General features: G+C 65.1%; 12 protein-coding genes. 2 read left to right on the top strand and 10 right to left on the bottom strand.

Annotated features, from left to right (window positions below; all coding sequences use genetic code 11):
• Positions 1-6: 6 nt before the first annotated feature.
• Complete coding sequence (locus ACPDIX_RS03035) at positions 7-261, bottom strand: thioredoxin family protein (RefSeq protein WP_423430300.1); 255 nt, start codon at positions 259-261, stop codon at positions 7-9.
• Positions 262-1,846: 1,585 nt separating this feature from the next.
• Here ACPDIX_RS03035 and ACPDIX_RS03030 point away from each other — a divergent pair.
• The gene (locus ACPDIX_RS03030) at positions 1,847-4,804 is read left to right on the top strand and encodes an Ig-like domain-containing protein (protein WP_423430299.1); all 2,958 of its coding nucleotides are present in this window, start codon (positions 1,847-1,849) and stop codon (positions 4,802-4,804) included.
• A gap of 592 nt (positions 4,805-5,396) precedes the next feature.
• Here ACPDIX_RS03030 and ACPDIX_RS03025 read toward each other — a convergent pair.
• The 3 genes from ACPDIX_RS03025 to ACPDIX_RS03015 all read right to left on the bottom strand — a co-directional run bounded on the left by ACPDIX_RS03025 (position 5,397) and on the right by ACPDIX_RS03015 (position 10,817).
• Positions 5,397-6,890, bottom strand: a complete 1,494-nt coding sequence (locus ACPDIX_RS03025) for a sodium:solute symporter (RefSeq protein WP_423430298.1) — start codon at positions 6,888-6,890, stop codon at positions 5,397-5,399.
• Between the two features lie 90 nt (positions 6,891-6,980).
• The gene (locus tag ACPDIX_RS03020; RefSeq protein WP_423430297.1) at positions 6,981-7,928 is read right to left on the bottom strand and encodes a dihydrodipicolinate synthase family protein; all 948 of its coding nucleotides are present in this window, start codon (positions 7,926-7,928) and stop codon (positions 6,981-6,983) included.
• Positions 7,929-8,048: 120 nt separating this feature from the next.
• Positions 8,049-10,817: a T9SS C-terminal target domain-containing protein gene (locus ACPDIX_RS03015; RefSeq protein WP_423430296.1), complete on the bottom strand. Its 2,769-nt coding sequence runs from the start codon at positions 10,815-10,817 to the stop codon at positions 8,049-8,051.
• A gap of 781 nt (positions 10,818-11,598) precedes the next feature.
• Between ACPDIX_RS03015 and ACPDIX_RS03010 the strand changes: the two genes are divergently transcribed.
• A complete protein-coding gene (locus ACPDIX_RS03010) occupies positions 11,599-12,459 on the top strand; it encodes an STING domain-containing protein (protein WP_423430295.1) in 861 nt (286 codons plus the stop codon).
• Positions 12,460-12,633: 174 nt separating this feature from the next.
• Here the strand turns inward: ACPDIX_RS03010 and ACPDIX_RS03005 are convergent, their stop codons facing one another.
• The 6 genes from ACPDIX_RS03005 to rpoC all read right to left on the bottom strand — a co-directional run bounded on the left by ACPDIX_RS03005 (position 12,634) and on the right by rpoC (position 23,111).
• Positions 12,634-14,286, bottom strand: coding sequence for an aminotransferase class V-fold PLP-dependent enzyme (locus ACPDIX_RS03005; protein WP_423430294.1), 1,653 nt, complete (start codon positions 14,284-14,286; stop codon positions 12,634-12,636).
• Between the two features lie 9 nt (positions 14,287-14,295).
• Positions 14,296-14,943, bottom strand: a complete 648-nt coding sequence (locus tag ACPDIX_RS03000) for a glycerol-3-phosphate acyltransferase (protein ID WP_423430293.1) — start codon at positions 14,941-14,943, stop codon at positions 14,296-14,298.
• Positions 14,944-15,635: 692 nt separating this feature from the next.
• Complete coding sequence (gene fusA / locus ACPDIX_RS02995; RefSeq protein WP_423430292.1) at positions 15,636-17,831, bottom strand: elongation factor G; 2,196 nt, start codon at positions 17,829-17,831, stop codon at positions 15,636-15,638.
• A gap of 69 nt (positions 17,832-17,900) precedes the next feature.
• Complete coding sequence (gene rpsG, locus ACPDIX_RS02990; RefSeq protein WP_423430291.1) at positions 17,901-18,374, bottom strand: 30S ribosomal protein S7; 474 nt, start codon at positions 18,372-18,374, stop codon at positions 17,901-17,903.
• A 38-nt stretch (positions 18,375-18,412) separates the two neighbouring features.
• Positions 18,413-18,805: a 30S ribosomal protein S12 gene (rpsL, locus tag ACPDIX_RS02985; RefSeq protein ID WP_423430290.1), complete on the bottom strand. Its 393-nt coding sequence runs from the start codon at positions 18,803-18,805 to the stop codon at positions 18,413-18,415.
• Positions 18,806-18,896: 91 nt separating this feature from the next.
• Positions 18,897-23,111: a DNA-directed RNA polymerase subunit beta' gene (gene rpoC / locus ACPDIX_RS02980; protein ID WP_423430289.1), complete on the bottom strand. Its 4,215-nt coding sequence runs from the start codon at positions 23,109-23,111 to the stop codon at positions 18,897-18,899.
• Positions 23,112-23,113: the final 2 nt, after the last annotated feature.

Here is a 23,113-nt window from a genome sequence, read left to right as displayed (position 1 = left end):
TTCGCTTCAGGCGGTTTGGATGGCCGATTCTCGCAGAATCTGTTTCAGTTCCTCCACAGTGGGCACCCTGCCCGAGACCTTGATCGCTCCATTCACGACCAACGCAGGGGTCATCATCACGCCCAGGGCCAGGATCTGTTGGAGATCGGTGATCTTGCGGAGTTCATAAGCCAGGCCCAGTTCCCGGGCCGCCTCTTCGGTTCGCTGGGCCAGCGTGCGGCACTTGCCACAGCCAGGTCCGACGATCAGGAGCGTGTTCATATCCAACTCCGTTTCCTTCCGGGCCCGGGGCGTGCGGAGGAGCCGGAACGCTTTTGCGGTCCACTGCCGCGCACGCCTCCGGCGCGCCCGACCCGGTCGCGGTCGGCTATTTGTTGTTTAGCAAAACAGCTACGAACGGTCCAGCCCCTTTCCCGGGCCGCGCACAAGAAAGTCCGCCTCCCACACGGCGCCTCTCCCCTACCGGTCTTCGGGACCCGGCACCGCCTCGACGAAAGGCCGGCGGACGGGACGCACCAGCCCAGCACGTGCGCTCCCCAGCCCTCACTTGACCAAACCCTTGCCACTTCAAACCGGTTCACCCAACCCGAAAGCACCGGCCTCACACCAGCAAACCGCGGACGGCTCACCCCTCCACGGACGAAACGTCGTCTGGTCCCGATCTCATGCAGCGTACCTGCGGCCGAATTCGTCATTTTGTCCCCGACCGAGCCGGAAAGGCAGGCCCGCACCCGGCCAGAGATGGAAGGGCGAGACCTGGCGCGTGAGCAACCCGCCCGACCGGCCAGACACCTTCCCTGCCCGTCAGCCCTGCCGCCCGGCCGGCCAACGCCCCACCGCAAGGCACGCGGCACGAGGTCCTCCACGCCCGGCATCAAGATCACCGAGGCACCAACCGACCGGACCATCCGGATGGGCACGCCGTTCATGCCATCGCATGCACGGGGTCTCACCCGCGCAGGACGGCGCGCTCGAAAGGGCGACAAAGAACGTGGTCGTCTCAATCCTCCGAACGAGCCGGGTCCGCCGGCGCCGGTCCTCGCTCCACCGAACAGCGTGGCGCTATTCGGGCCTGCCGGAGGCTTCTTCACCGCCAGGTGGATCGTGTCGCGCTTGGGCCCCGGACGGTCCGCCTTTCAAGGTTCGCAAAATCAGGTGCCCATCCGAAGCGTGCCGGATCCACCGCGTGGGTCCGGGAAACCGCGACGCCTCCGCCCTCGGTCAATGCGCCGTCCCGGCTGCTCAAGAAGAGCCCGGAACCGCACGCCGGTCGTGCCAGCCCTCGTTCAGGTGGCGCAAAACCTCGCAATGACCCGGACGGCGCCAGACTTCCCGGCCCGCGCCAGCGCATGGCGAGCACGGCTTTGCCGGCGCCACAAGCAAGCGGCACCCTCCCCTGGCGCGACGCGCCCTCTCGTGCAACGCGACCCGCCACCTGGCCGGCGGTTGCCGCATCCCGGCGGATCTTCCAAGGTCGTCCCGCCCGCGTTCAGTTCCGCAACAGAAGCGAGCTCCGCACCCTCTGCCAGACCGCGCCCGTACCGGTCTCGGGCGGCGCATGCGGTTGTTGAACGCAACCACCGCAACTCCCTCTCATCCGCGGTCTCGAACGTGCACATTTTTCAGACTCTTTTGCAAAACATGGGGGTCGCACTCCCCGGAAACCGGCCTAGGATGAGGCTTGAAATCATCATGAGCACGGCAGCCAAACCCATCCGTTGCCGTTCGTCGTGGTGGGTCCCCGTGGGCGGGGCACTAGCCGCCCCACTGACCGGGCGGCGCTGCCACGACGCAGGACAGCGGGAGGCGTCGCTTAATTTCAACGTTCGTCCAACCCCATGAGCTTATGAAAAACACCGGTACCCCCACCCTGATCACTGGCGCGCGCGGCGCCGCGCGCTGGTTCGCTGGTTGCGCGGTCGCGCTGGCGCTTCTCTCGAGCACGGGCACGGCCCCGGCGGCCAAGATCGCTTACGTGCACGACGGCCAGAACAAGCGTGACACGGTCAAATTCATCAAGATCCTGCAGGCTCAGGGACATGACGTGACGGTCATCGCCACCCCGCCTGCCGCCAACGTGCTCACGGCAGCCGAGTTTGCCGCGCAGGGCTATCAACTCCTCATCGCAGACGAAAACATCAGCTCCGGCAACGTGGGCAACAAGTGGCGCAACCCACCGATTCCGGTCATCACCTGGGAGGGATTCCTTTACAGCGGCAACCGGAGCGCGTTGAACGCCGACTCCGGCCTGACGGGCGGCACCTACAACACCGCCGCCGACGCCGCTGCCCAAAACGGCGGCGCCGGCGCTGATTACGGGCAGGTGATCAACCTCACGGCCATCGAGATCGTCAGTCCGAACCACCCTCTGGCAGCCGGGTTGCCAGCCGGTCTGGTGAACGTGTTCGATCCCAACTTCGTACCCTCCGATCCGAGTGAAGGCAGCGGTGTCATCACGTTCGTCGGCAATCGGACCCTCACGCCGGGCGCGGTGGCCGTCGCCACGGTGCCCGGTTTCCCCAACGGTTATGCCATCATGGCCGTGGACGCCGGCGTGCAGAACGCCGACGGCACCACCACGCAGGCCCGCTGGGTCCACCTGCCGTGGAACGACACCGATCCCAACCGGCGCGTGATGATCGAGCCCAGCTTTTTCCTCTTCGAGGCAGCCGTGGCCTGGGCCCTGGGTCTGCCCTCCCCCACCAAGATCCATGATTTGCAGCCGGAGCCTTCCGGGTTCCTCGCCACCAACACGACCGTGTCCTTCTCCGTGGAAAAAACCACGGCCAGCGGCAGCAGCGTCCCCAGCTCCGGCATCCGCCTGACCGTGAACGGCGTGGACGTCACCGCAGACGCCACCATCACCGACGGCGGCGACCGCTGGAACGTTCTCTACAACCGGCCGTTCGCACCGAACAAGAACTACGTGATCGTGGCATCGGCCACCGCGGCCGATGGCGGCTTCAGCGCGCGGCAAACCGAGTTCGACACCTTCGACCTGGACAACTACACCTTCGAGGCCGAGGATTTCAATTTCACCGACCCCTATCCGGGCGGCACACCCGGCCAATACTTCGACAACCCCATCCTGTGTGACACCATCGGAGGCGGCACGCCCGGTTGCTACTTCGACCGCGTGGGCACCCAGGGAATCGACAAGAACGAGATCAACAACGTCGTGACCGTGATCACGCCCGCAACCAACGAGGTGTACCGCTACGGCCCCCAGATCGCCCTCCGCGACGAATACATGGACACGTTCGTCAGTGCCGACCCGGTACGCCGCCCGAAATACGTTCAGGCCGGTTTCTCCGAATACGAAGTGCGCAACCTGGTCAACGGTGAATGGATGAACTACACACGGACATTCCCGGCCGGGACCTACAACATTTACGCCCGGCTCTCCTCACCGGCGCCGTTCACCGTGCAGATGGATTTCGTGGACAACCCGACCGTCGAGAATCAAAACCTCACCAAGATCGGCCGGTTCGTCGGCAACGCCACAGGTGGTTACATACTGGTGCCCCTGACCGATGACGCCGGCGCGGCACCGCTGGTGGTCGAGTTCGATGGCACGCCCAAGACCATCCGCGTCACCGCGCTTTCGGACGGCGTGGTGCTGAACTACTTCATGCTGGTGCCCACCGAGGCCCCCGTCAATCAGGCGCCCGCCGTGGCCATCACCAACCCCGCCGAGGGGGCCCAACTGCATGAGGGTGACTCCGTCACCATCAGCGCGGAGATCACCGACGACGGAACGATCACCAACGTCCAGTTCTACGCCGGCACGGCCGAGCCGCTGACCCTGCTGCGCACACTCACCCAGCCGCCCTACACCCTGGACCACACACTGCCCGGTCTCGGCGGCGTGAACACCTACATCATCCGCGTGATCGCCACCGATGACGGTGGTCTGACGGGCCAGGCCGAGGTCACCGTCAAACTGGTGGATCCCACGCTGCGATTCGTCTCCACGGCCGTCGGCAACGGTGCGGACGCACAGCTCAATGAATTCAACAACACACCGCTGGACACCGCGTCCAACGGAGCCCAAATCAACGCCCGCACCGCGGCCACCGTCAACGAGGTGATCGCCCTGCGGTTCGATCTGACCGGTCACCCGATCGGTCAACTCCGCGACGTAACCCTGAACCTCATCAACTTCAGGAACAATGGCCAGCGCCTGCTTCACTTCTACGGCGTCAAGGACGGTACCGTGGGCCTGGACAACAACGGTGTCACCCCGGGCTTCACGGACAACACGTGGGACGAGGCCTCGCCGGACCTGCGCTTCTCCACCATGCCCGGGCTGTACTACAACGGTGAGCCGGACCAGGGGTACGACACCAACAATGTGGTGGACCTGGGCACCCTCACCATGCACGGCACCAAGGCGAAGCCCGAGGTCTTCGTCTCCCAGGCATTGACGGACTTCATCAACCAGAGTCCGGATCCGCTGATCACGATTCTCGTGGACGTGGACACCCTGAGCACCGGCCAATCCCGGTTCGCCTCGAAAGAGGCCACTGCGCTGGATGGTGGCAGCCCCACGGGCGAACCCGGTGACTTTGCGCCCTACCTGAGCTTCCGTGTGGGCGCCGCCCCGGCACTGGTCATCGAGGCCTTCTCCCTCTCCGGTAACCAACTGACACTCCGGTGGTCGGGCGGCACCGGTCCGTTCTCGATCCAGCAAAAGACCCGTCTGGACGAGCCCTGGACCACCGTGCAGTCCGGGATCACCCACAACAGCGTAACCCTCACCATCACCGGCAACAGCGGTTTCTTCCGCGTGGTCGGACAGTAACGTCCGCAGGGTTCGGGTAAACAAACACGGGCGGGTGGGCCATCCAAAGGCCCACCCGCCCCTCTTTTTGTCCCCGAGAAGATCGTCCCTCGCATCCACCCGGCCGAGCCAACCCGGCAGCGGCCCGGTTTCTAGGGCGCAAACGGTCTCTCGAACGCACCCTTCAGGTAGAGCCACCAGACAGCGAACTGACTGAACATTCCCTCCCTGCCGGACGGAGTCCACCGACGCCGCGCCGCGTGGTACGCTCTCACCGCCCGGTTCCTTGCGCCCGGGGCCGGGGCAAAGAGCTCCCCTCCACTTGGGATCGTCTTGCAAAAGGCCGGCCCCGTTGCCCGTCCAACCGCCGGGGCCTTTGCCTGCATGAAGGGCCGGGCTGAAGACCGTCGCACCGAACACATGGCTCACACAGGGACGGAGGCGCTACTTCTGAACGGGGCAACCGCGCAACCCGCGCCTTCCACTGGCTCCGCACAACGCTCCCTCAACATACTGCCGGGGAGAGTTTCGCGTCCGGTCGGACCCTGACGGCCGGCTGACCGCCGTCCATGCTGGGCCGCAACGGCCCGGTCCTGGGATGCCACCTCACCGATCACCCATCCCCGCCGTGGCGCCGCCGACTGCACAACAGGCCCACGCAAAGGATGGTCAGCGTCCCGACCACCACGGCCAGGAAGGGATGCAAGGGGCTGCGCCAACCCGACCATGACTCGGGCAATTGGCGCGACAGACTCATCCAGGCAATCACCACGACCCCGGCCAGGACACCGCTCACCGCCGCGGCGGCTCGCGCACCTCGTGCGATCTGTCCCAGCAGGAACAATCCCAGCATCCCGCCGCTGAACACGCTGGCCAGCTCCCACCACGCATCCAGCGCGGTACGCACGCGGATCATGGCCAGGGCCACGCCGATGCCGGCGAGTCCGTAGACCAGCGTGGCCCCGCGCAGCACGCGCAGGGATTCCCGTTCCGATGCCTGCGGCCGGAGATACCTTCGATAGCCATCAACCAGGGTCAGGGTGGCACATCCGTTGATCGAACTGGACAGGGTGGATTGAGCAGCCGCGAACAATGCCGCCACCACCAGGCCCGTCAGTCCGGTGGGCAATCCTGTTCGCAAAAAATGGGGAAACACCGTGTCCGGCCTCTCCATCCATGATCCCTCACCCGTCCAGAGCTCCGGCTGCACCGTGTAACGCACGAACAAGGCGGTGCCGATCCACAAAAACAGTGCCGAGGTCGGCAGATACAACCAGGCGCTCAGCCAGACACTCCGGCGTGCCGCGCCTTCGGATTCCGCCACGGCGTAGCGCTGGACATAGTTCTGGTCGATACCGAAGTTCTGCAGGTTGATGAACAATCCGTACAGCAACACAACCCAGAACGTGGGTTCGGACAGGGTGAAGGAGAAGCTGCCCAGGCTGAATTTGTCGTGTTCGGCGGCCACCCGGATCATTTCCGCAGGTCCCCCGGGCAGTTGCACCACGAGCAACACCGCACACGCCACGGCTCCCAGCAACAGCACCACGCTCTGGATGACATCCGCCCAGACCACCGCCTCGATCCCTCCCAACCAGGCGTAGACCAGGGTGATGAGCCCTGTCAGCAAGATCAGAAGCGGGACATTCCAACCGGTCAGCGGAGCCAGTGCCAGCGCCACCAGGTAGAGGATCGTGCCCATGCGCGCCAGTTGCGTCAGGATGTAGCAGATCGCGGCGTATGAACGGGCCCACGGGCCGAACCGCTTCTCCAAATGATGGTAGGCGGACACATCCCCTTCCCGGCGGTAAAAGGGTACGAACCAGCGGCTTGCCACCCAGGCAGCCAGGGGCAGGCTCAAACTGAACGCCAGCGCGTTCCAGTTTTCGGCCACGGCCTTGCCCGGCAGGGCCAGGAAACTGATGCTGGAGACATAGGTGCCAAAGATCGAGAGCCCGACCGCCCAGCCCGGCACCCGGCCGCCTGCGCGCATGAAGTGGTCGCTCCCGGTCACCCGGCGGCCGATGCCGAACCCGAGTCCCAGCATCCCGGCCAGGTACAGCACCAGCACCACCAGGTCCGCAGCGGGCAATCCTGTCTCGTTCATCGTGGTTCCGACTGTGCCATGGTCGGGCCCGATTGCTCCAGCGTCATTGGGAACACGGCCTTTCTGAGGCTTCGCCGACCGTTTGTGGTGTCAGAGCGTGCCGGACTTTTCGACCGGTTCTTTCTCCAGCAGGCCCAGTTCGACCAGCACCGCGCGGACCCGCTCGCGTTCCGGGTCCCGGAACGGCTCGAATGGAGGAGCCATCTCGTCCCGGCAGACGCCCAGCCACGCCAGCGCGCATTTCAGCCCTTTGACGACCGCCGAGGCATGTCGGCCCACGGTGTAGATCCGTCCCAACTGCCGGATCCGGTTCTGCAGCTCCTTCACCCGCGCGCGGTCCCCCCGGCAATGCGCGTCGTACAAGCCCGTGAACCACGCCGGCACGATTTGCGCGCCACCGTTGACTCCACCGTGGCCGCCCAGCTCCAATGCCTCCGCCAGCCATTCCTCCGGTCCGATCCAGACGCGCCAGTCCGACCGGGCCCGCGCCAGTTCGACCGCACGCCGGAAATACTCAAGGTCTCCCGAGCTGTCCTTCAGCCCCACCACGTTCTCGATCCGCACCAGCTCCGCCAGCGTCTCGGGTTCGAACCGCACCTTGGTCATCTGCGGCATGTTGTAAAGGATCAGCGGAAGGGGTAGCTCGGCCGCCAGGAGACGGACGAAGTGGATGAGTTCGGGCTGGCCGGCCGGGAAATAATAGGGTGGCGCCGTCACCAGGGCTTGCGCACCCGCCTCCGCCGCGCACCGGCCCAGCGCAACCGCCTCCGCCATGGCGGTGTCGGTGATCCCCACCCAGACCGGTACACGCCCGCGAACCTGTGCACACACCCGCTGGATCAACTCGCGACGCAACCGGTAGCTCAGGCTCGGCGCCTCTCCGCTGGTGCCCAGGATGAACAGTGCGTGAACGCCACCTTGGACGACCCGTTCCACCAGCCGTTCCAGCCCCGCGACATCCAGGGCATCCGGCCCCGCCAGAGGCGTGACCAATGGCGGGATGATCCCTTCAACAGGTTGCCAACTCTTCCCACTCATTCGCTGGAAACCACCCTCGCATCCAGGTTCCTACCGGTGGTCACATGTCGGTCCATGCCCTCTCCGGACGCAAGGCAACCACCCGCCCGAGCTCCGGTTCTCTGCCCGGGACGCTCCGCCTCAGCGGATCACCGCGCGGAAGAAGAGCGGCGAACCGGTCGGCGGATCGGGCAGTACGATGGTGATCCCGCCCTGGCCGCCGACCACGTTGGTCCACGTGGTCCAGTTCCGCAGATCGGCACTTTGTTGGACCTCCACAGCTTGTTCGGCCGGGGCGCTCAGGTCGAGTACGGGCCGGCCCCGGACCAGCCGGATGCCCAACCACGGCCGCTCCACCGCGTGTGCGGCCAGCAAACGGAGGTGGACCCGGTTGGTGAAGGTATGTCCGTCGGCGTCCAGGACCGAGAACCAGAATGCCCCCAGCGCGTTGGTGGCGACAGACGACACGAACCGAGCCCGGCCGGGGGCAACCAGGTCAACCGTCCCATTCTGTGCGCCAAACACGTGATACACCGGCGCACGGTTGGTGAACCCGCGCGTGAACGCGGTAAGATCGATCTCGATCGGCACACCGTTGGTGCACTCGAAATGCGGCCGGGCCAGCCAGTCGAGATATTCCTCCAGATTGGTGAACTCGTCGCCGTCCAGATCGCCGTTCGCGTCGGAGAAATCCCCGGGCGGCGAGTGCGGGTTCAGACCGTGGATCTCCTCCCACCAATTGGGCAGGCCGTCGTCGTCGGTGTCCCAATCGGCGGGCCGCCGGACAAAGGGATAGTCTTCCCAGCCGCCCACGTCGTTTTGCGAATCCGGCAGGCCGGGATCCCCACTGATGCTCCCGCGATAGGTGAAGGTGCCGTCGAGCACCTCGCGGATGATCCTTTGGTCCATGTCGTCCGGACGCGGCAGGTTGCAACCCACGTCGGACAACACGATCTTGTAGGCGTTGGTCACCTCGTGGATGGTGGCGTGGGACGGGAAGAATGGCCCATCCACCCAGGGGCTGTAACTGGTGGGGACATATCCGCGAGCACGCCGGGCCTGTGCCTGTTGATTGGTCTGGTAATAGCCCGGCATCACATTGCCCGCGAAATAGTACTGCTGTGTGCCGGGAAAATTGTCGTAATCGGCGGTCAGGATGTAGAAATGACGGGACGCCGGTCCCGGCTTGTAGAAGTTGTTCACGAAATTGACCTGGTGCGCCCCGCCGTCGGTGGTACGGCCGCCCCAGTTGTACACCACGTTGTTGAAGATATCGAGTCGGCCGGCGAAATATCCTTCACCGTCCAACCCTCCTGCCAGACTCCAGTTGCGGCCCTCGCAGTGGGCCAGCAGGTTGTGGTGGAGGCTGGCAATGTCCCCTCCCACGCTGGCGGCGTAGCCATGCCGCGTACCGGGCGGGTAATGATCGTGCCCGGCAATGTTGAGTGCCTCGGCGATGAGGGTGCGCTGCAGTGTGACGTTCCTGGCCCCGCGGGTACTGACCACCTCGTCGATCCCCCAGCTGATCGAGCAATGGTCCATGATGCAGTGGTCCACGCCCGCCATGCCGCAGGCGTTCTGGGTTTCGCCGCTGATGTCCCCCACCCGCACCCGGAGGAATCGTACAATGACGTCCCGCGCCCCGCTGAGACCGAACTGATGTTTGCGGATGCAGATGCCCTTTCCGGGAGCCGTCTGACCCGCCACGGTGATGCAGGGGCGTGCGGAGTTGATGATCAGGTCCGATTCCAACGTGATCAGTCCCCCGACGTCGAAGATGATCGTGCGCGGGCCGTAGTCGCCCTCGATGGCATCGCGAAGGCTGCCGGGGCCGCTGTCGTTCAGGTTGGTCACTTTGACAACCACGCCGCCGCGGCCGCCGATGGCGAAGCGGCCGGAACCCTCGGCCCCCTCGAACGCGACGCGCCGGGCCCGGAACATCCAGACGTCCCCTCGCGTGACCACACCGGCTGCATCCAGCTCGTCCACGCGCCAGTAATACCGGTGCATCCGGCTCACCGGGGACAGCAGGTACCGGGCCTCCTGCACCCGGCCGCGATACTCCGGAGAGCTGTGCGTGGCTTGACGCACAACGTTGCTGTCGGTGCCCACATACACGTCGTGGGCGACCGCGTTTGTGGCGGCGTTCCAGCGCAACCAGAGTTCGCCCGCGTCGGCATCCACGTGCTCGTCCTCGTGAGCGGGCACCGGCTGGGTGGCACGCCGGTCCGGCGGGGCGGTGTCCAGTTCGAACCCGTTCAAGTAGACGTTGCGGATGGCCGCCCCGCTGTTGGTGTCCGCCGCGAACAGGATCACGGCCTGCCCGTCCCGACCCACTTCGAAGGAAAAATAGGCGGTGGCGGCTTGCAGGTTGTTGGTCACCCGAACGGTGGGTGTGACCCCGGCAACGGCCGGCATTCCGTTGACGAAGATGTTGACCGGGGCCACCGAGGTGCCGGCGTGATTGTCCCAGTCGTTGTGATACGTCAACAGGGTGTGCACGCCGGGTTCCAACCCGGTGAGAAGCATTTCGATCTGAGCGCCCGTGTCACCGTTGTCCACCTTGATGCCGTCGGAGACCAGCTTGGCGTCGTAGGCAGCGTTCTGGACACCCTCCTTCCAGTAACCGGGGCGCAAAGCCGTGCCCACCGGGCCGACCCGGCGCAGGGTCACGCTCACACTTCCGAACGTGCTGGAGGTCACGTCGCCTCCCGGAAACCACGACGTGTTGGTGGACCAGGCGGTGTACCCGGCCTGCAACCCTTCGGCCAGTGGCCGGTTGTTGTTGTTGATGTCCACCTTCAGCTCCCGGGCAGCCACCGGCAGAAACGCCGCCAGGGCGAGTCCGACCATCCGGCAGTGTGTCAGAAACCGTCGAGGCAGACAAAGGTACTTGCGACCGTGACGCATGGACGCACTCTTCCACCGGCGTTTCCCGACATCTTTCGCCCGGTTCCCCGGGCTTGGCATCGCCCCCATGGCGCCAATCGGTTTCTTCGCCGGGGTTTTCCCCGGATCCGACGTCCTTTCTTCTCCTCGCATCCCATCCGGGGAAAGCCGGCCCACGGTAGACCTCCCAAACCTCGTTTCAGGATGGAGCCCGCATGCGCACTCCCACAACTGGCATTCCTGCCAAAAACCTTGTTATTGCTGCCCGTGACGGTTCGGACGCCCGTACGTTCCACACCGCCAGGCTCCCGCGGCCACGGCAAGCCACCGGCACGCTCATCCGGGGACCGACTGCGCGGACCGGAGGAATTGCCGCTGTAAGTCATATTCCGCCTGCGGGTTGGCTGATGAGGTCCCGGAAAGGTTTGCACCTGCACCAAGAGAATGCCCTCCAGACCACGCACAGGACCGCGCCCGGTGCATCGACCTCCAGGACCATCCAGCGCTCTTCCGTTTTCTCTCCCGGTTCGTGTCCGCAGGCTAAAGCGAAGGGCCCACACCGACCGGACCTTCTCGCCTTCGAGCGCAGGAGGGGAAGCCTTCCGCAACGATCTCGCGGTGTCCGCAGCCCACTCCATTTTTCGTCTCGACAATTCGCTTGTGTGCGCGTTGGGTGGGGCCGGACGATGGGCAGGGATCCGTGGAAGGACCGCTCGGGCAGGTCCCCTGTGTTTCCCGCGGTCCGTGGAAAACGGGCGCGAGCCGCTCGCCGACACCGGACCCACGAACGAACCGGTGAATCATGAGCTCCATGCGTTTGGGTACATTCCTGCGTGCGGTTGACCGGGCCTGGCCGCGACCGGCCGTGGTGTGTCTGCTGCTGTCTTTTGCCGCGACGTCTTGGTGGCTGTGGGCGAGTGTGCAGGAGTCACGTCAGACCCACACATGGGGCTTTCTCGAACCCTTGGCCGCCATCCTTGGAGGCTTGGGCGCGTTTTTGCTGGCGATGGTTCTCGTGTGTCGGCGGATCCGGTCGGCTGCGGATGATGCCGATTCCTACGGCCTGGCCCGCGGGTTGGCCACCGGTTACTACTTCAACTTCCTCCGTCCTCTGGTGTGCGCGCTGCGGGATCTCAACCATCCCGTGCACCAGCAGATTCGCCAGGCCGGAGCCGGGGAAGTTGCGGGTGTGGTGGTGGGCATACCGAGGGAACCGGAGGATTTCGATGCAGAGCGGCAGGAGGCATTGCTCAAGGACGTGGTGAAACGTGGTGGCCATCCATTCGACTGCCGGGGCATCAGGATCGCTGTGGCTGGTCGGACGCGGGCCCTGACGGCGTGGCTGGCCGTGAGCCGGGAAACCGGGAGGGCGGTGGTGTTGGACATCCCCTCCACGCTGGCGGTGATCCCGGACTTTGCCCGCTTCGTGGCCGGACGGGACGGAGAAGGTGCGGAGAGCGGGGATGAGCACGTGGAGGAGGCTCGCAAGCGGCTGGTGGCCTGGGCGGAACGCGATCGGTTTCACGGGATTCTCGAGGAGTTTGAGGGAGTGGTCACCCGGGCGGGGGCCGCCGAAACCCGGCCCTGGGCGGCCACCTCACTCGTGCATGTCGTGCCGCTTCCCCGCATGCACCGGCGCATGGACGAGCTGGCGGGGCATTGACCGTGGGATCGGAGGTGGGCGCACGAGCCGGGCCGGCTGTGGCGTGTGCCCGGCCGGTGCAAACGCCCCGGGATTCCATTCTCTCCAGAGCAGGCCGGCGCCGGCGAAGGCGGCCTCCACCGTCCCCGGGGCAGGCCATTCCCGGGCATGCAGAGGGTGCGGGTGGTCCCGTTTCTACTCCAGCGCCGCGACCGGGCGCCGCGCACCGGTGCCGTGGAAGGCCACGCGTTTGAGTACGTTGACCATGGAGAAGACCTTTTCCCGGGCGCATTCGCCCATCAGGGCAATCTGGATCCAGTTGCGGCGCCGGAGGTACTCGCTGTTGTAGCTGAGGAGGAACCCGTTTTCTTCCATGCGCCGGCCCAGTTCGACAGAGGACAGCTCCGGTGGCAGGACAATTGTGACGACGGCGGGTGCGGCGATGGACTCGGGGGCCAGGAGTTGGAAACCGGCTTCACGGAGGCGCCGCCGCAGTTCGGCTCCCAGTTCGGCGACCTGGGCGAAGCGGCGTTCCCAATCTGCGTGGCGGATGGCCACGCGCAGCGCATGGAGCAGGTTGGAGCTGAAAGTGAACGGCACGCCGTCCTGGGCGGCGTAATAGCCCAGGTCAAGGTACCGCGGCAACCGATCCGGTGCGGGCCGCAGTTCATGGTGATGGAACACCATGGAGAGACCGGGGTAACTGCGGAGGCCTTTGCCGCTGGCGCCCGTGGCCAGGTAAACGCCGTGTAGGTCCACCGGCACGGTGCCGAGGGAGCTGATGCAGTCGGCACAAAGCTTCAGTCCGAACTCGGCGCAGACGGCCTTCAACGCGTTCAGGTCGTTCAAAACGCCGGTGGAGGTTTCGCAATGCACGGCCCAGACCCAACGCAGCTCCGGCGTGTGTTCGATCCGGCGCCGGACCTCTGCGAGGTCGAATGGCGCGCCCCATGCGACCTCGTAGACATCGAAATCCAACCCCCAACGCCGGGCATGGTCCACCAGTCGGGTCCCGAACTCGCCGTTGTTCAGGACCAGGCCGCGCCCGCCTTCCAGGGCCAACTGGCCGCCGACCGCGTCGTTGGCCAGTGTACCGGAGCCGACCAGGATCTGGCAGTGAGCGGCCCCGGTCATTTCGCACAGGCACTGGCGTGTGGCGTGGAAATCGCTCATGAAAACCGGGCTCCGATGCGATTCGGGCGATTGCTCGAAGGCCCGGCGCACCTCCCGGCGGACGGCCACCGGACCGGGCAGGAAATTCACGGCCGAGGGATGGAAGGAACGGGCCGGCGCACTGCGAAGAAACTCGCGCGCGCGGACCTCGAACGTTTCCAAGGTGATGTACATCGGCTGGAACTGGGCTTCACCGGACCCGACCAGCGGGCCGAACGGCACGAACCCGAGGTGCCGGTAGAGCTTCTGTTGCCGGGTGGTTCCGGAGATGATGGCCAGGTCGTAACCTTTCTCAATACCGTGCTGCCAGAGCAGCGCCAGCAGACCGGCCAGGATCTGACCGCCGCGGGTTCCGCGGTACTTCTTCTCGATGGCCAGCAGGCGCACCTCACAAATCCGCCGGCCAGGGGGCAGGTAGCTGTCCAGGTTGGGCAGCTTCTGGTCCAGTGAAAACGGCCGGTTGCCCCGGACGGCCAGCATGCCGGCCAGTTCCCGCCCGCACAGGCAGATCAGGTAGGTGTTCTCGTTGTGGAATTTGTCCACCAGGCGCTGGGAGGGGGACCGTTCATGCTGCGGGATCTCCTCGACAAAGGTCTTGTAGTTCAGCCGGTGAATGGCCTCGAATTCCCAATCCTCCGAGGCGAATTTGAACACCAGAGGTTCACGCTCTTGCATAGGTTCACCTCACGATTTGTCGGAGTTCACCGCCGGACGCGAACCCCAGCCCAACGCGTGCCATTCCTCCACCAGGTTTCGCCGGTGGGCATACAACACCAGTGCCGAGGCGACGGTCAGGACGCTGACATGATACGGCTCTTTGTCCAGAAACCAGGCCGCCATCGGCAACAGCGCGTAAGCGATCATGCCCGGCAGGATGGTACGGCGCAACAGAGCCCACGGCGGCAAAAAAAGCAGCGCCAATGCGCCCAACAGTTCCGGGTCATAAACCAACAGCCCGCCCAGCGATGTGGCCACCCCCTTGCCTCCGCGAAACCCGAGCTGCAGCGGCCAAAGATGGCCGGCCAGGACAGCCAGCAGGGCCAGCCCCTCCAGACGCGGATCACCGGTGCCGACCCGGGTGCCCCACACGGCGAGCACGCCCTTCAGCACGTCCCAGATCAACGTGGCCACGAAGCCCTTGGGGCCGAGGACGGTGCTGACGTTTCGCGCGCCCACACTGCCGCTGCCGACCCGGCGCATGTCCTGCCCGGTGGTCCACCTGACCAGGTAATAGCCGCCGGCCAGGCAGCCGAGGGCGTACGCCCCGGCAGCCACGAGCAACGCCTGTCCCCAGCCCTCTGGGCTCTCCAGCCACGATGCCAGCCCGTTCATAGACACACCCCTGCTGCAATCGTTGCCCCACGACGGCAGCCGGATCGTTTGCGTAACCACTGTAGCCGGGCCACCGGCGGGCTGTGAATCGAAAAATGGCCCGTCGGAACCCCCTCAAGTCCGGGCCGTCGAACCAGTTGGAACGCAAGCAGGGTGGAGCCGGCATCCGTGCTGGAGCCGGTGGGACCGTCCGACCGATTACCAGAGCACCCGACGAACCTCGACAACCAACCGCGACCAGCACGATGATGCCCGGGGAAACACCCGACCCGCAAAGGGAGCGATGCCTCTCGAACAGGGGCGACAAGGGGCGCTGTGCGGGAGGTGTCCCTTCCTGAGGACGAGCACCTGCGCAGTGTCAAGGAGTCCGGCCCATCACCCCTGCCCTTGCCGGCGGCCCGGGTGTAGGGTGCCCTCTCCAAGAGGGTACAAACTTGGTGCCGAAGCGCGTGTTCCATGGCCCTGAAGCTCCGGGGGGCCTTCACTCGCTGGCGAAGCACGACCGGGGGGCCGGAAACGCAGGCGCAGGCAGCCAGGAGGAGCTTGGGCACCCGGGGATCCTGTCTTCCGGGCGCAAACTGCCCGGCAACGGTGCCCGGTGACGGCGCGTCCCCCGCCCGGGCCGTAAAGCGGCGCGCGTCGAACAATGCGATCCGGCCGGAAAGGCCGGTCCTGCCGGCCGGATGACCGGGTCAGCTTCGGGCCGCGGGCCGGTCCTTGGTCATGTCGAGGATCTTCTCCAGGATCTGGGCCGGCACGGGTTCGAACCGGAGCGGTTCCATGGAGTAGGATGCGCGACCTTTGGAGAGTGACCGGATGGCCGTGGCATAGCCGAACATCTCGGCCAGGGGCACCTCGGCGGAGATGACCATGGCGGTGTCCTTGGCCTCAATGCCGGTGATGCGGCCACGGCGCCGGTTCAGGTCGCCCATGATGTCGCCCTGGTACTCGTCCGGGGTGGTGACCTCCACCTTCATGACCGGCTCCAGGATGATGACGTTGGCCTTCTTGCAGGCGTCTTTGAGGGCGAAGATGCCGGCCATTTTGAACGCCAGCTCGCTGGAGTCCACCTCGTGGTACGACCCGTCCACGATGGCGATCTTGAGGTCCACCAGCGGGTAACCGGCCAGCACACCGCCCTGGATGCCCTCGTTCAGGCCGTCAATGACCGCGGGGATGTACTCCTTGGGAATGACGCCGCCGACAATCTTGTTTTCGATCTCGATGCCTTTGCCGCGTTCGTTGGGTGCGACCTCGATGATGACGTGACCGTACTGCCCGCGGCCGCCCGTTTGGCGGATGAACTTGCCCTCGCCGGTGGCGGTCTGGGTGATGGTCTCGCGGTAGGCGATCTGGGGCGCACCGGCCACGGCCTCGACCTTGAACTCGCGGAAAAGCCGGTCGCGAATGATCTCCAGGTGCAACTCGCCCATGCCGGCGATGATCAGCTGGCCGGTCTCCTCGTTGGTGAAGACGCGGAAGGTCGGATCCTCCTCGGCCAGGCGCTGGAGGCCTTCCATGAGACGGTCCCGGTCGCCCTTGGTCTTGGGCTCGATGGCCATGCTGATGACCGGCTCCGGGAAGGTGGGCGGCTCGAGAATGATCTCGAACTTCTCGTCGCAGAGGGTGTCGCCGGTGGTAATGTTGCGCAGGCCAACCAGGGCCGCGATGTCGCCGGCGAACACCTTTTCCACGTCGATCCGTTTGTCGGCCTGCACCATCATGACGCGGCTGACGCGCTCGCGTTTGCCGGTGCGGGGGTTGTAAATGACGTCGCCCTTCTTGAGCTGGCCGCTGTACACGCGGAAGAACACCAGCTTGCCCACGTAGGGATCGCTCCAGAGTTTGAAGGCCAGGGAGCAGAACGGGCCGTGGTCGGTGGTCGGGACCTCGACCTTCTCCTCGGTGCCGGGTTTCCAGCCCACGGCCGGTGGAATGTCCAGGGGCGAGGGCAGGTAGTCCACGACGGCGTCGATCAGCGGTTGAACACCCCGTTTGCGGAAGGCGGACCCTGCAAGCACCGGGACGAATTCCAGCGCGCAGGTGAGCCGCCGGATGGCCCGCTTGAGGAGCTCGGGGGGAACGGGTTTGTCCTCGATGACCAGCTCGGCGACCTGGTCATCCTTGTTGGCGACGGCCTCGATGAGTTCCTTCAACGCCTGCCGGGCGCGTTCCTTTTCCTCGGCCGGGATTTCGGTGATCTCGAATTTCATCCCGAATTCATCCTCGGGATCGTAGATGAGGGCGCGCTGGTTGATGACGTCAATGACGCCGCGCAGGTTGTCCTCCTTGCCCAGCGGGAGGACCACGGGCCACGCGTAGGCGCCCAGGCGCCGCCGCATTTCGTCCACGGCCTTTTCGAAGTTGGCGCCCACGCGGTCCATCTTGTTGACGAAGGCGATGCGGGGGACGCGGTATTTGGTGGCCTGGCGCCAGACGGTTTCGGACTGGGGCTGCACGCCGGCCACGCCGCAGAAGACGGCGATGGCGCCGTCCAACACGCGCATGGAACGTTCGACCTCCGCGGTGAAATCCACGTGACCCGGTGTGTCAATGATGTTGATCCGGTGCCCGATGCCGGGGAACAGTTTCACCAGGCCGTCCTCCTTCTGGGTCCAGTAGCAGGTGGTGGCGGCGGAGGTGATGGTGATGCCCCGCTCGCGTTCCTGTTCCATCCAGTCGGTCACGGTGTTGCCGTCGTCCACATCGCCCATGCGATGGGTGATGCCCGTGTAGAAAAGGATGCGCTCGGTGGTGGTGGTTTTGCCGGCATCGATGTGCGCGGCAATGCCGATGTTGCGCGTCCGTTCCAAAGGGTACGGACGGTCCGGCGCGTTGACACGGGCTTCGGATGCAACGGTCTTATGGTTTTCCACAGTGGATTCCATGGCCATATGCGACAAGAAAAGCGCCCCGGAAGGCCGGCGAGGGCGACGGGGCGCGAATCAGAAACCTCGTTACCAGCGGAAGTGTGCGAAAGCCTTGTTGGCCTGGGCCATTTTGTGAACCTCGTCCCGTTTCCGGATGGCGCTGCCCTGGCCCTGGAAGGCGTCCAGAATCTCGGCAGCGAGCGCGTCCTTCATCGGGATCCCCTTGCGCGCGTCGGCAAAACCGACGATCCAGCGCAAGGCCAGGGAAAGTTGCCGGTCGGGCGGCACTTCCATGGGCACCTGGTAGGTGGCACCGCCGACGCGACGGGCCTTGGTCTCGATGCGCGGTTTGGCATTTTCCACCGCCCGCTGCAGGACCTCGAGGGGATCGGGGTTGCCGCTTTTCTCGGCCACTTTGTCGAGGGCGGCGTACACGATGCGCATGGCGAGACTCTTCTTGCCCCGGCGCATGACCGTGTTAACCAGCCGCATGACCAGCGGGCTGTTGTACCGGGGATCCGGTGGAATGGGACGTTTGATGGCTCGACGACGTCGGGACATGGACAGGATCTCCGTTCAGATTCCGGGCCTATGGGCGTTCAGGCAGCGGGTTTGGCTGTGGACTTGGGCCGTTTGACGCCGTACTTGGAGCGGCTGACGCGCCGTTTCTCCACGCCGGCGCAGTCCAGGACGCCGCGCACGATGTGGTAGCGCACGCCGGGCAGGTCCTTCACACGCCCGCCCCGCACCAGCACAATCGAGTGCTCCTGCAGGTTGTGCCCCTCGTCCGGGATGTAGGCGATGACCTCGTAGCCGTTGGTGAGCCGGACCTTGGCCACTTTGCGCATGGCCGAGTTCGGCTTCTTGGGCGTTCGGGTCATGACCTGAATGCAGACGCCGCGACGAAACGGCGCCCCCTGCAGGGCCGGCGCCTTGCTCTTGGCCTTCAGCCGTTTGCGGCCTTTGCGAACCAGTTGATTGATCGTCGGCATGTTAGCTCTTCCGTCGTGCCGGGCGCGGGCTAGCCATTCCGCGACCCGAAGGAAACACCATTTTGGTCAAGCTTCGTTTCCCTGACAACTCCTAATTCTCGTTTTCCGGGGCCGGTTGGGAGTCTCCGTCGCCGCCCGGCGCCGGATTCTGGCCGCTCTCACCCAGCAGTGCCTCCTCCAGGGCGTTCGGCTGGGAGGGACCGGCTTCCGCCTCGGGTTCCTCGGCCGGGGGCGCGGTTGGCCGGACGCGGACCTTGCGGTATTTCTCGAATCCGGTGCCGGCCGGGATGATGTGCCCCATGATCACGTTTTCCTTGAAACCGCGGAGGTAATCCACCTTGGAGCGTGTGGCGGCATCGGTCAGCACCCGGGTGGTGTCCTGGAAGGAGGCGGCACTGAGCCAGCTCTCGGTCTCCAGCGAGGCCTTGGTGATGCCGAGCAACACCGGCTGGGCCTCGGCCGGTTTGCCGCCCATCTTTTCCACCCGGGCGTTTTCCTCCTCGAACTCGATGCGGTCCACCTGTTCGCCCCAGAGGAACTGGGTGTCGCCGGGTTCGGTGATGCGCACCTTGCGCAGCATCTGTCGGACGATGATCTCGATGTGTTTGTCGTTGATGGTGACGCCCTGGAGCCGGTAGACCTCCTGGACCTCGTTGACGAGGTGCTCCTGCAGTTCCTGGGCGCCACAGACCTCCAGGATCTCGTGCGGATCGAGCGGGCCCTCGGTCAACTGCTGGCCCTTCTTCACCATGTCCCCCTTGAAGACAATGATGTGCTTCCCGATGGGGACGAGGTGCTCCTCGGTCAGGCCGGTCTTGGGATCCCGGATGATGATGCAGCGTTTGCCGCGGACGCTGGGTCCGAAGTCCACGATACCGTCGATCTTGGAGATCTCGGCCGCGTCCTTGGGCCGGCGCGCCTCGAACAGCTCGGCCACGCGCGGCAGACCGCCGGTGATGTCCTTGGTCTTGGCCTGTTTGCGCGGGGTCTTGGCCAGGAGCGAGCCGGCCACGATTTCGTCGCCCTCCTCGACCACGATGTGGGCCTCGGCCGGGATGCCGTAGCTGGCCACCACCTCGCCGGCATCGTCCAACACGAGGATCTGCGGATGGAGATCCTCCTTGTGCTCGATGACGACCATGGCCTGCTGGCCGGTGGTTTCGTCCACCTCGTAGCGCATGGTGACGCCCTCGATGATGTCGTGGAACTTCACCCGCCCGGCCTTTTCGGAGAGGATGGGCACGTTGTGCGGGTCCCACTGGGCGAGGGTGTCGCCCTTCTTCACCCGCCCGCCCGGCGGCACCATGATGACCGCGCCGATGACGATGTTGTGGGTTTCCAGCTCGCGCCCGGTCTCGTCCGTGACGGTGATGTACCCGTTCTTGTTGAGGACGATGTTGTTGCCGTCCTGGAGGGTGACGTACCGCAGGTCGTGGTAGTGCAGGATGCCGTCGGACTTGGCCTTGATGATCGGCTGTTTGAACGTACCGGCGGCCACGCCCCCGATGTGGAAGGTGCGCATGGTCAACTGGGTGCCGGGCTCGCCGATGGACTGGGCGGCGATGATGCCGACGGCCTCGCCCAGGCCGACCATGCGTCCGGTGGCAAGGTTCCGGCCGTAGCAGAGCTGGCAGAGACCGCGCTTGGTCTCGCAGGTGAGCGGGGAACGGATCTTGACCCGTTCGATGCCCATCTGCTCGATCATCTTGGCGCGGTCCTCGTCAATTTCCTCGTTGGCGCGAACGAGGAACTCCTTCGGATTGTTTGGATTGGGGACGTCCTCGGCGGCCACGCGTCCGATGATGCGTTCGGACAGGCGGACCACCTCGTCCTCGCCCTCGTAAATGGCCTGGACCCAGATGCCGTTGGTGGTGCCGCAGTCGGCCTCGCGGATGATGACGTCCTGGGCCACGTCCACCAGCTTCCGCGTCAGATAGCCGGAGTCGGCCGTCTTCAGTGCGGTGTCGGCCAATCCCTTGCGGGCGCCGTGGGTGGAGATGAAGTACTCCAGCACGGTGAGGCCCTCGCGGAAGTTGGAGAGAATGGGTTTCTCGATGATGTCGCCGCTGGGCTTGGCCATCAGCCCGCGCAGACCGGCCAGCTGGCGCACCTGCTGGCGATTGCCGCGCGCGCCCGAGTCCATCATGAGCCAGATGGGGTTGTACTCGCGTTTGCCCTGGTTGGCCTCCAGGGTTTTCATCAGCGCGGCGGTGATTTCGTCGGTGGCGTGCGTCCAGATGTCCACGATTTTGTTGTAGCGCTCGCCCGAGGTGATGATGCCGCGGCGGTGTTGTTTTTCGACCTCCCGGATCTGCCGGAGGGATTCTTCGATGAGTTTCTGCTTCTCCTTCGGCACGATCATGTCATCGATGCCGATGGAGACACCGGCCCGTGTGGCCTCGCGGAAGCCCAGCTCCTTGAGCTTGTCGAGTGCCACGATGGTTTTCTCGTGGCCGCAGACCTTGTAACAGTTCCAGATGATGTCGCCCAGTTCGTTTTTCCCGGCGACCTTGTTGAAGAACCCGAGTTCCTCGGGCCAGACCTCGCTGAAGATGACGCGGCCGACGGTGGTTTCGATGACCTTCTTGTCGGGCACGCCATAGACGGTCTGGCGGCCGTAGTCCGGGTTGGCCAGCCGGACCCGGTCGTGGGTGCGGAGGGCGCCCTCGTCATAGGCGAAGAGGACCTCCTCCTTGGACGCGAACAGCGGCAGTCGCTGATCGGGTTTGCGCGGGGTGCGCGGTTCGGCCGTGAGATAGAAGCAGCCGAGGGTGATGTCCTGCGTGGGGGTGATGATGGGTTTGCCGCTGGAGGGGCTGAAGATGTTCAGCGGCGACATCATCAGCAACCGGGCCTCCAGCTGGGCCTCGATGGAGAGCGGCACGTGCACGGCCATCTGGTCACCGTCGAAGTCGGCGTTGTAGGCGGTGCAGACCAGTGGATGGATGCGGATGGCCTCGCCCTCGATGAGGACCGGTTCGAACGCCTGGATGGAGAGCCGGTGCAGCGTGGGCGCGCGGTTCAAGAGGACGGGATGCCCCTTGGTGACCTCCTCGAGGATGTCCCACACCTCCTTGGTTTGGCGTTCGATGAGTTTCTTGGCCGAGCGGACGGTGTGGACGTAGCCCAGTTCCTTGAGCCGCCGGATGATGAACGGCTCGAAGAGAACGAGGGCCATTTTCTTGGGCAGGCCGCACTGGTGCAGCTTCAGTTCCGGTCCGATCACGATGACCGAGCGACCGGAGTAGTCCACGCGTTTGCCGAGGAGGTTTTGACGGAACCGGCCGCTCTTGCCCTTGAGCATGTCGGAGAGGGACTTGAGCGGGCGGTTGCCGGCGCCGGTGACGGGGCGACCGTGCCGGCCGTTGTCGAACAGGGCGTCCACGGCCTCCTGCAGCATGCGTTTTTCGTTCCGGATGATGACCTCGGGGGTCTTGAGCTGCAGGAGGTTTTTGAGCCGGTTGTTCCGGTTGATGACGCGGCGGTAGAGATCGTTCAGGTCCGAGGTGGCAAACCGGCCGCCCTCCAGGGGGACCAGAGGTCGCAGGTCGGGCGGGATGACCGGCAGCACCGTCAGCACCATCCACTCGGGTTTGACGTTGGCCTGGACGAATGCCTGCAGCAGTTTGATCCGTTTGGCCAGTTTTTTGCGGGTTTGTTTGCTGCGCGTTTCATTCATTTCCTGCTGCAGCTTCTCGATGAGCTTGGGCAGGTCCACGCGCGCCAGGGCGTCGCGGATGGCTTCGGCGCCCATCTTGGCGACGAAGGCGTCGGCTCCGTAGGTTTCCCTGGCCTCACGCAACTCCTGCTCGGTGAGGAGCTGGTTGGGCTGGAGCGGGGTCTGACCGGGGTCCACCACCAGGTAGTCCTCGTAATAGATGACCCGTTCCAGGTCGCGGGCGGTCATGTCGAGGACCAAGCCGATGCGGGAGGGCATGCACTTGAAGAACCAGATGTGGACGACCGGCACGGCCAGTTCGATATGGCCCATGCGTTCCCTGCGGACGCGGGCCAGGGTGACCTCCACGCCGCAACGGTCACAAACCACGCCCCGGTGTTTGATGCGCTTGTACTTGCCGCAGGAGCATTCCCAGTCCTTGACCGGACCGAAGATGCGCTCGCAGAACAGGCCGCCTTTCTCCGGTTTGAAAGTGCGGTAGTTGATGGTCTCCGGGTTTTTGACCTCGCCCTTGGACCAGGAACGGATGGTCTCGGGGGAGGCGATGGAAATGGAGACGTATTCGACCTGGTTGACCCTGTCCAGGCCGAGGAGTTCACGGGCGCTTTCTTTGCTGGTGCTGATCATAG

The organism is Limisphaera sp. 4302-co, assembly GCF_049537155.1.
Taxonomy (GTDB): domain Bacteria; phylum Verrucomicrobiota; class Verrucomicrobiia; order Limisphaerales; family Limisphaeraceae; genus Limisphaera.
This window is presented reverse-complemented; position numbering and strand designations above follow the sequence as displayed.

Coding starts and splice junctions, on each gene's coding strand:
- ACPDIX_RS03035 (WP_423430300.1), bottom strand. CDS start 261: ATGAACACGCTCCTGATCGTCGGACCTGGCTGTGGCAAGTGCCGCACG.
- ACPDIX_RS03030 (WP_423430299.1), top strand. CDS start 1,847: ATGAAAAACACCGGTACCCCCACCCTGATCACTGGCGCGCGCGGCGCC.
- ACPDIX_RS03025 (WP_423430298.1), bottom strand. CDS start 6,890: ATGAACGAGACAGGATTGCCCGCTGCGGACCTGGTGGTGCTGGTGCTG.
- ACPDIX_RS03020 (WP_423430297.1), bottom strand. CDS start 7,928: ATGAGTGGGAAGAGTTGGCAACCTGTTGAAGGGATCATCCCGCCATTG.
- ACPDIX_RS03015 (WP_423430296.1), bottom strand. CDS start 10,817: ATGCGTCACGGTCGCAAGTACCTTTGTCTGCCTCGACGGTTTCTGACA.
- ACPDIX_RS03010 (WP_423430295.1), top strand. CDS start 11,599: ATGAGCTCCATGCGTTTGGGTACATTCCTGCGTGCGGTTGACCGGGCC.
- ACPDIX_RS03005 (WP_423430294.1), bottom strand. CDS start 14,286: ATGCAAGAGCGTGAACCTCTGGTGTTCAAATTCGCCTCGGAGGATTGG.
- ACPDIX_RS03000 (WP_423430293.1), bottom strand. CDS start 14,943: ATGAACGGGCTGGCATCGTGGCTGGAGAGCCCAGAGGGCTGGGGACAG.
- fusA (WP_423430292.1), bottom strand. CDS start 17,831: ATGGAATCCACTGTGGAAAACCATAAGACCGTTGCATCCGAAGCCCGT.
- rpsG (WP_423430291.1), bottom strand. CDS start 18,374: ATGTCCCGACGTCGTCGAGCCATCAAACGTCCCATTCCACCGGATCCC.
- rpsL (WP_423430290.1), bottom strand. CDS start 18,805: ATGCCGACGATCAATCAACTGGTTCGCAAAGGCCGCAAACGGCTGAAG.
- rpoC (WP_423430289.1), bottom strand. CDS start 23,111: ATGATCAGCACCAGCAAAGAAAGCGCCCGTGAACTCCTCGGCCTGGAC.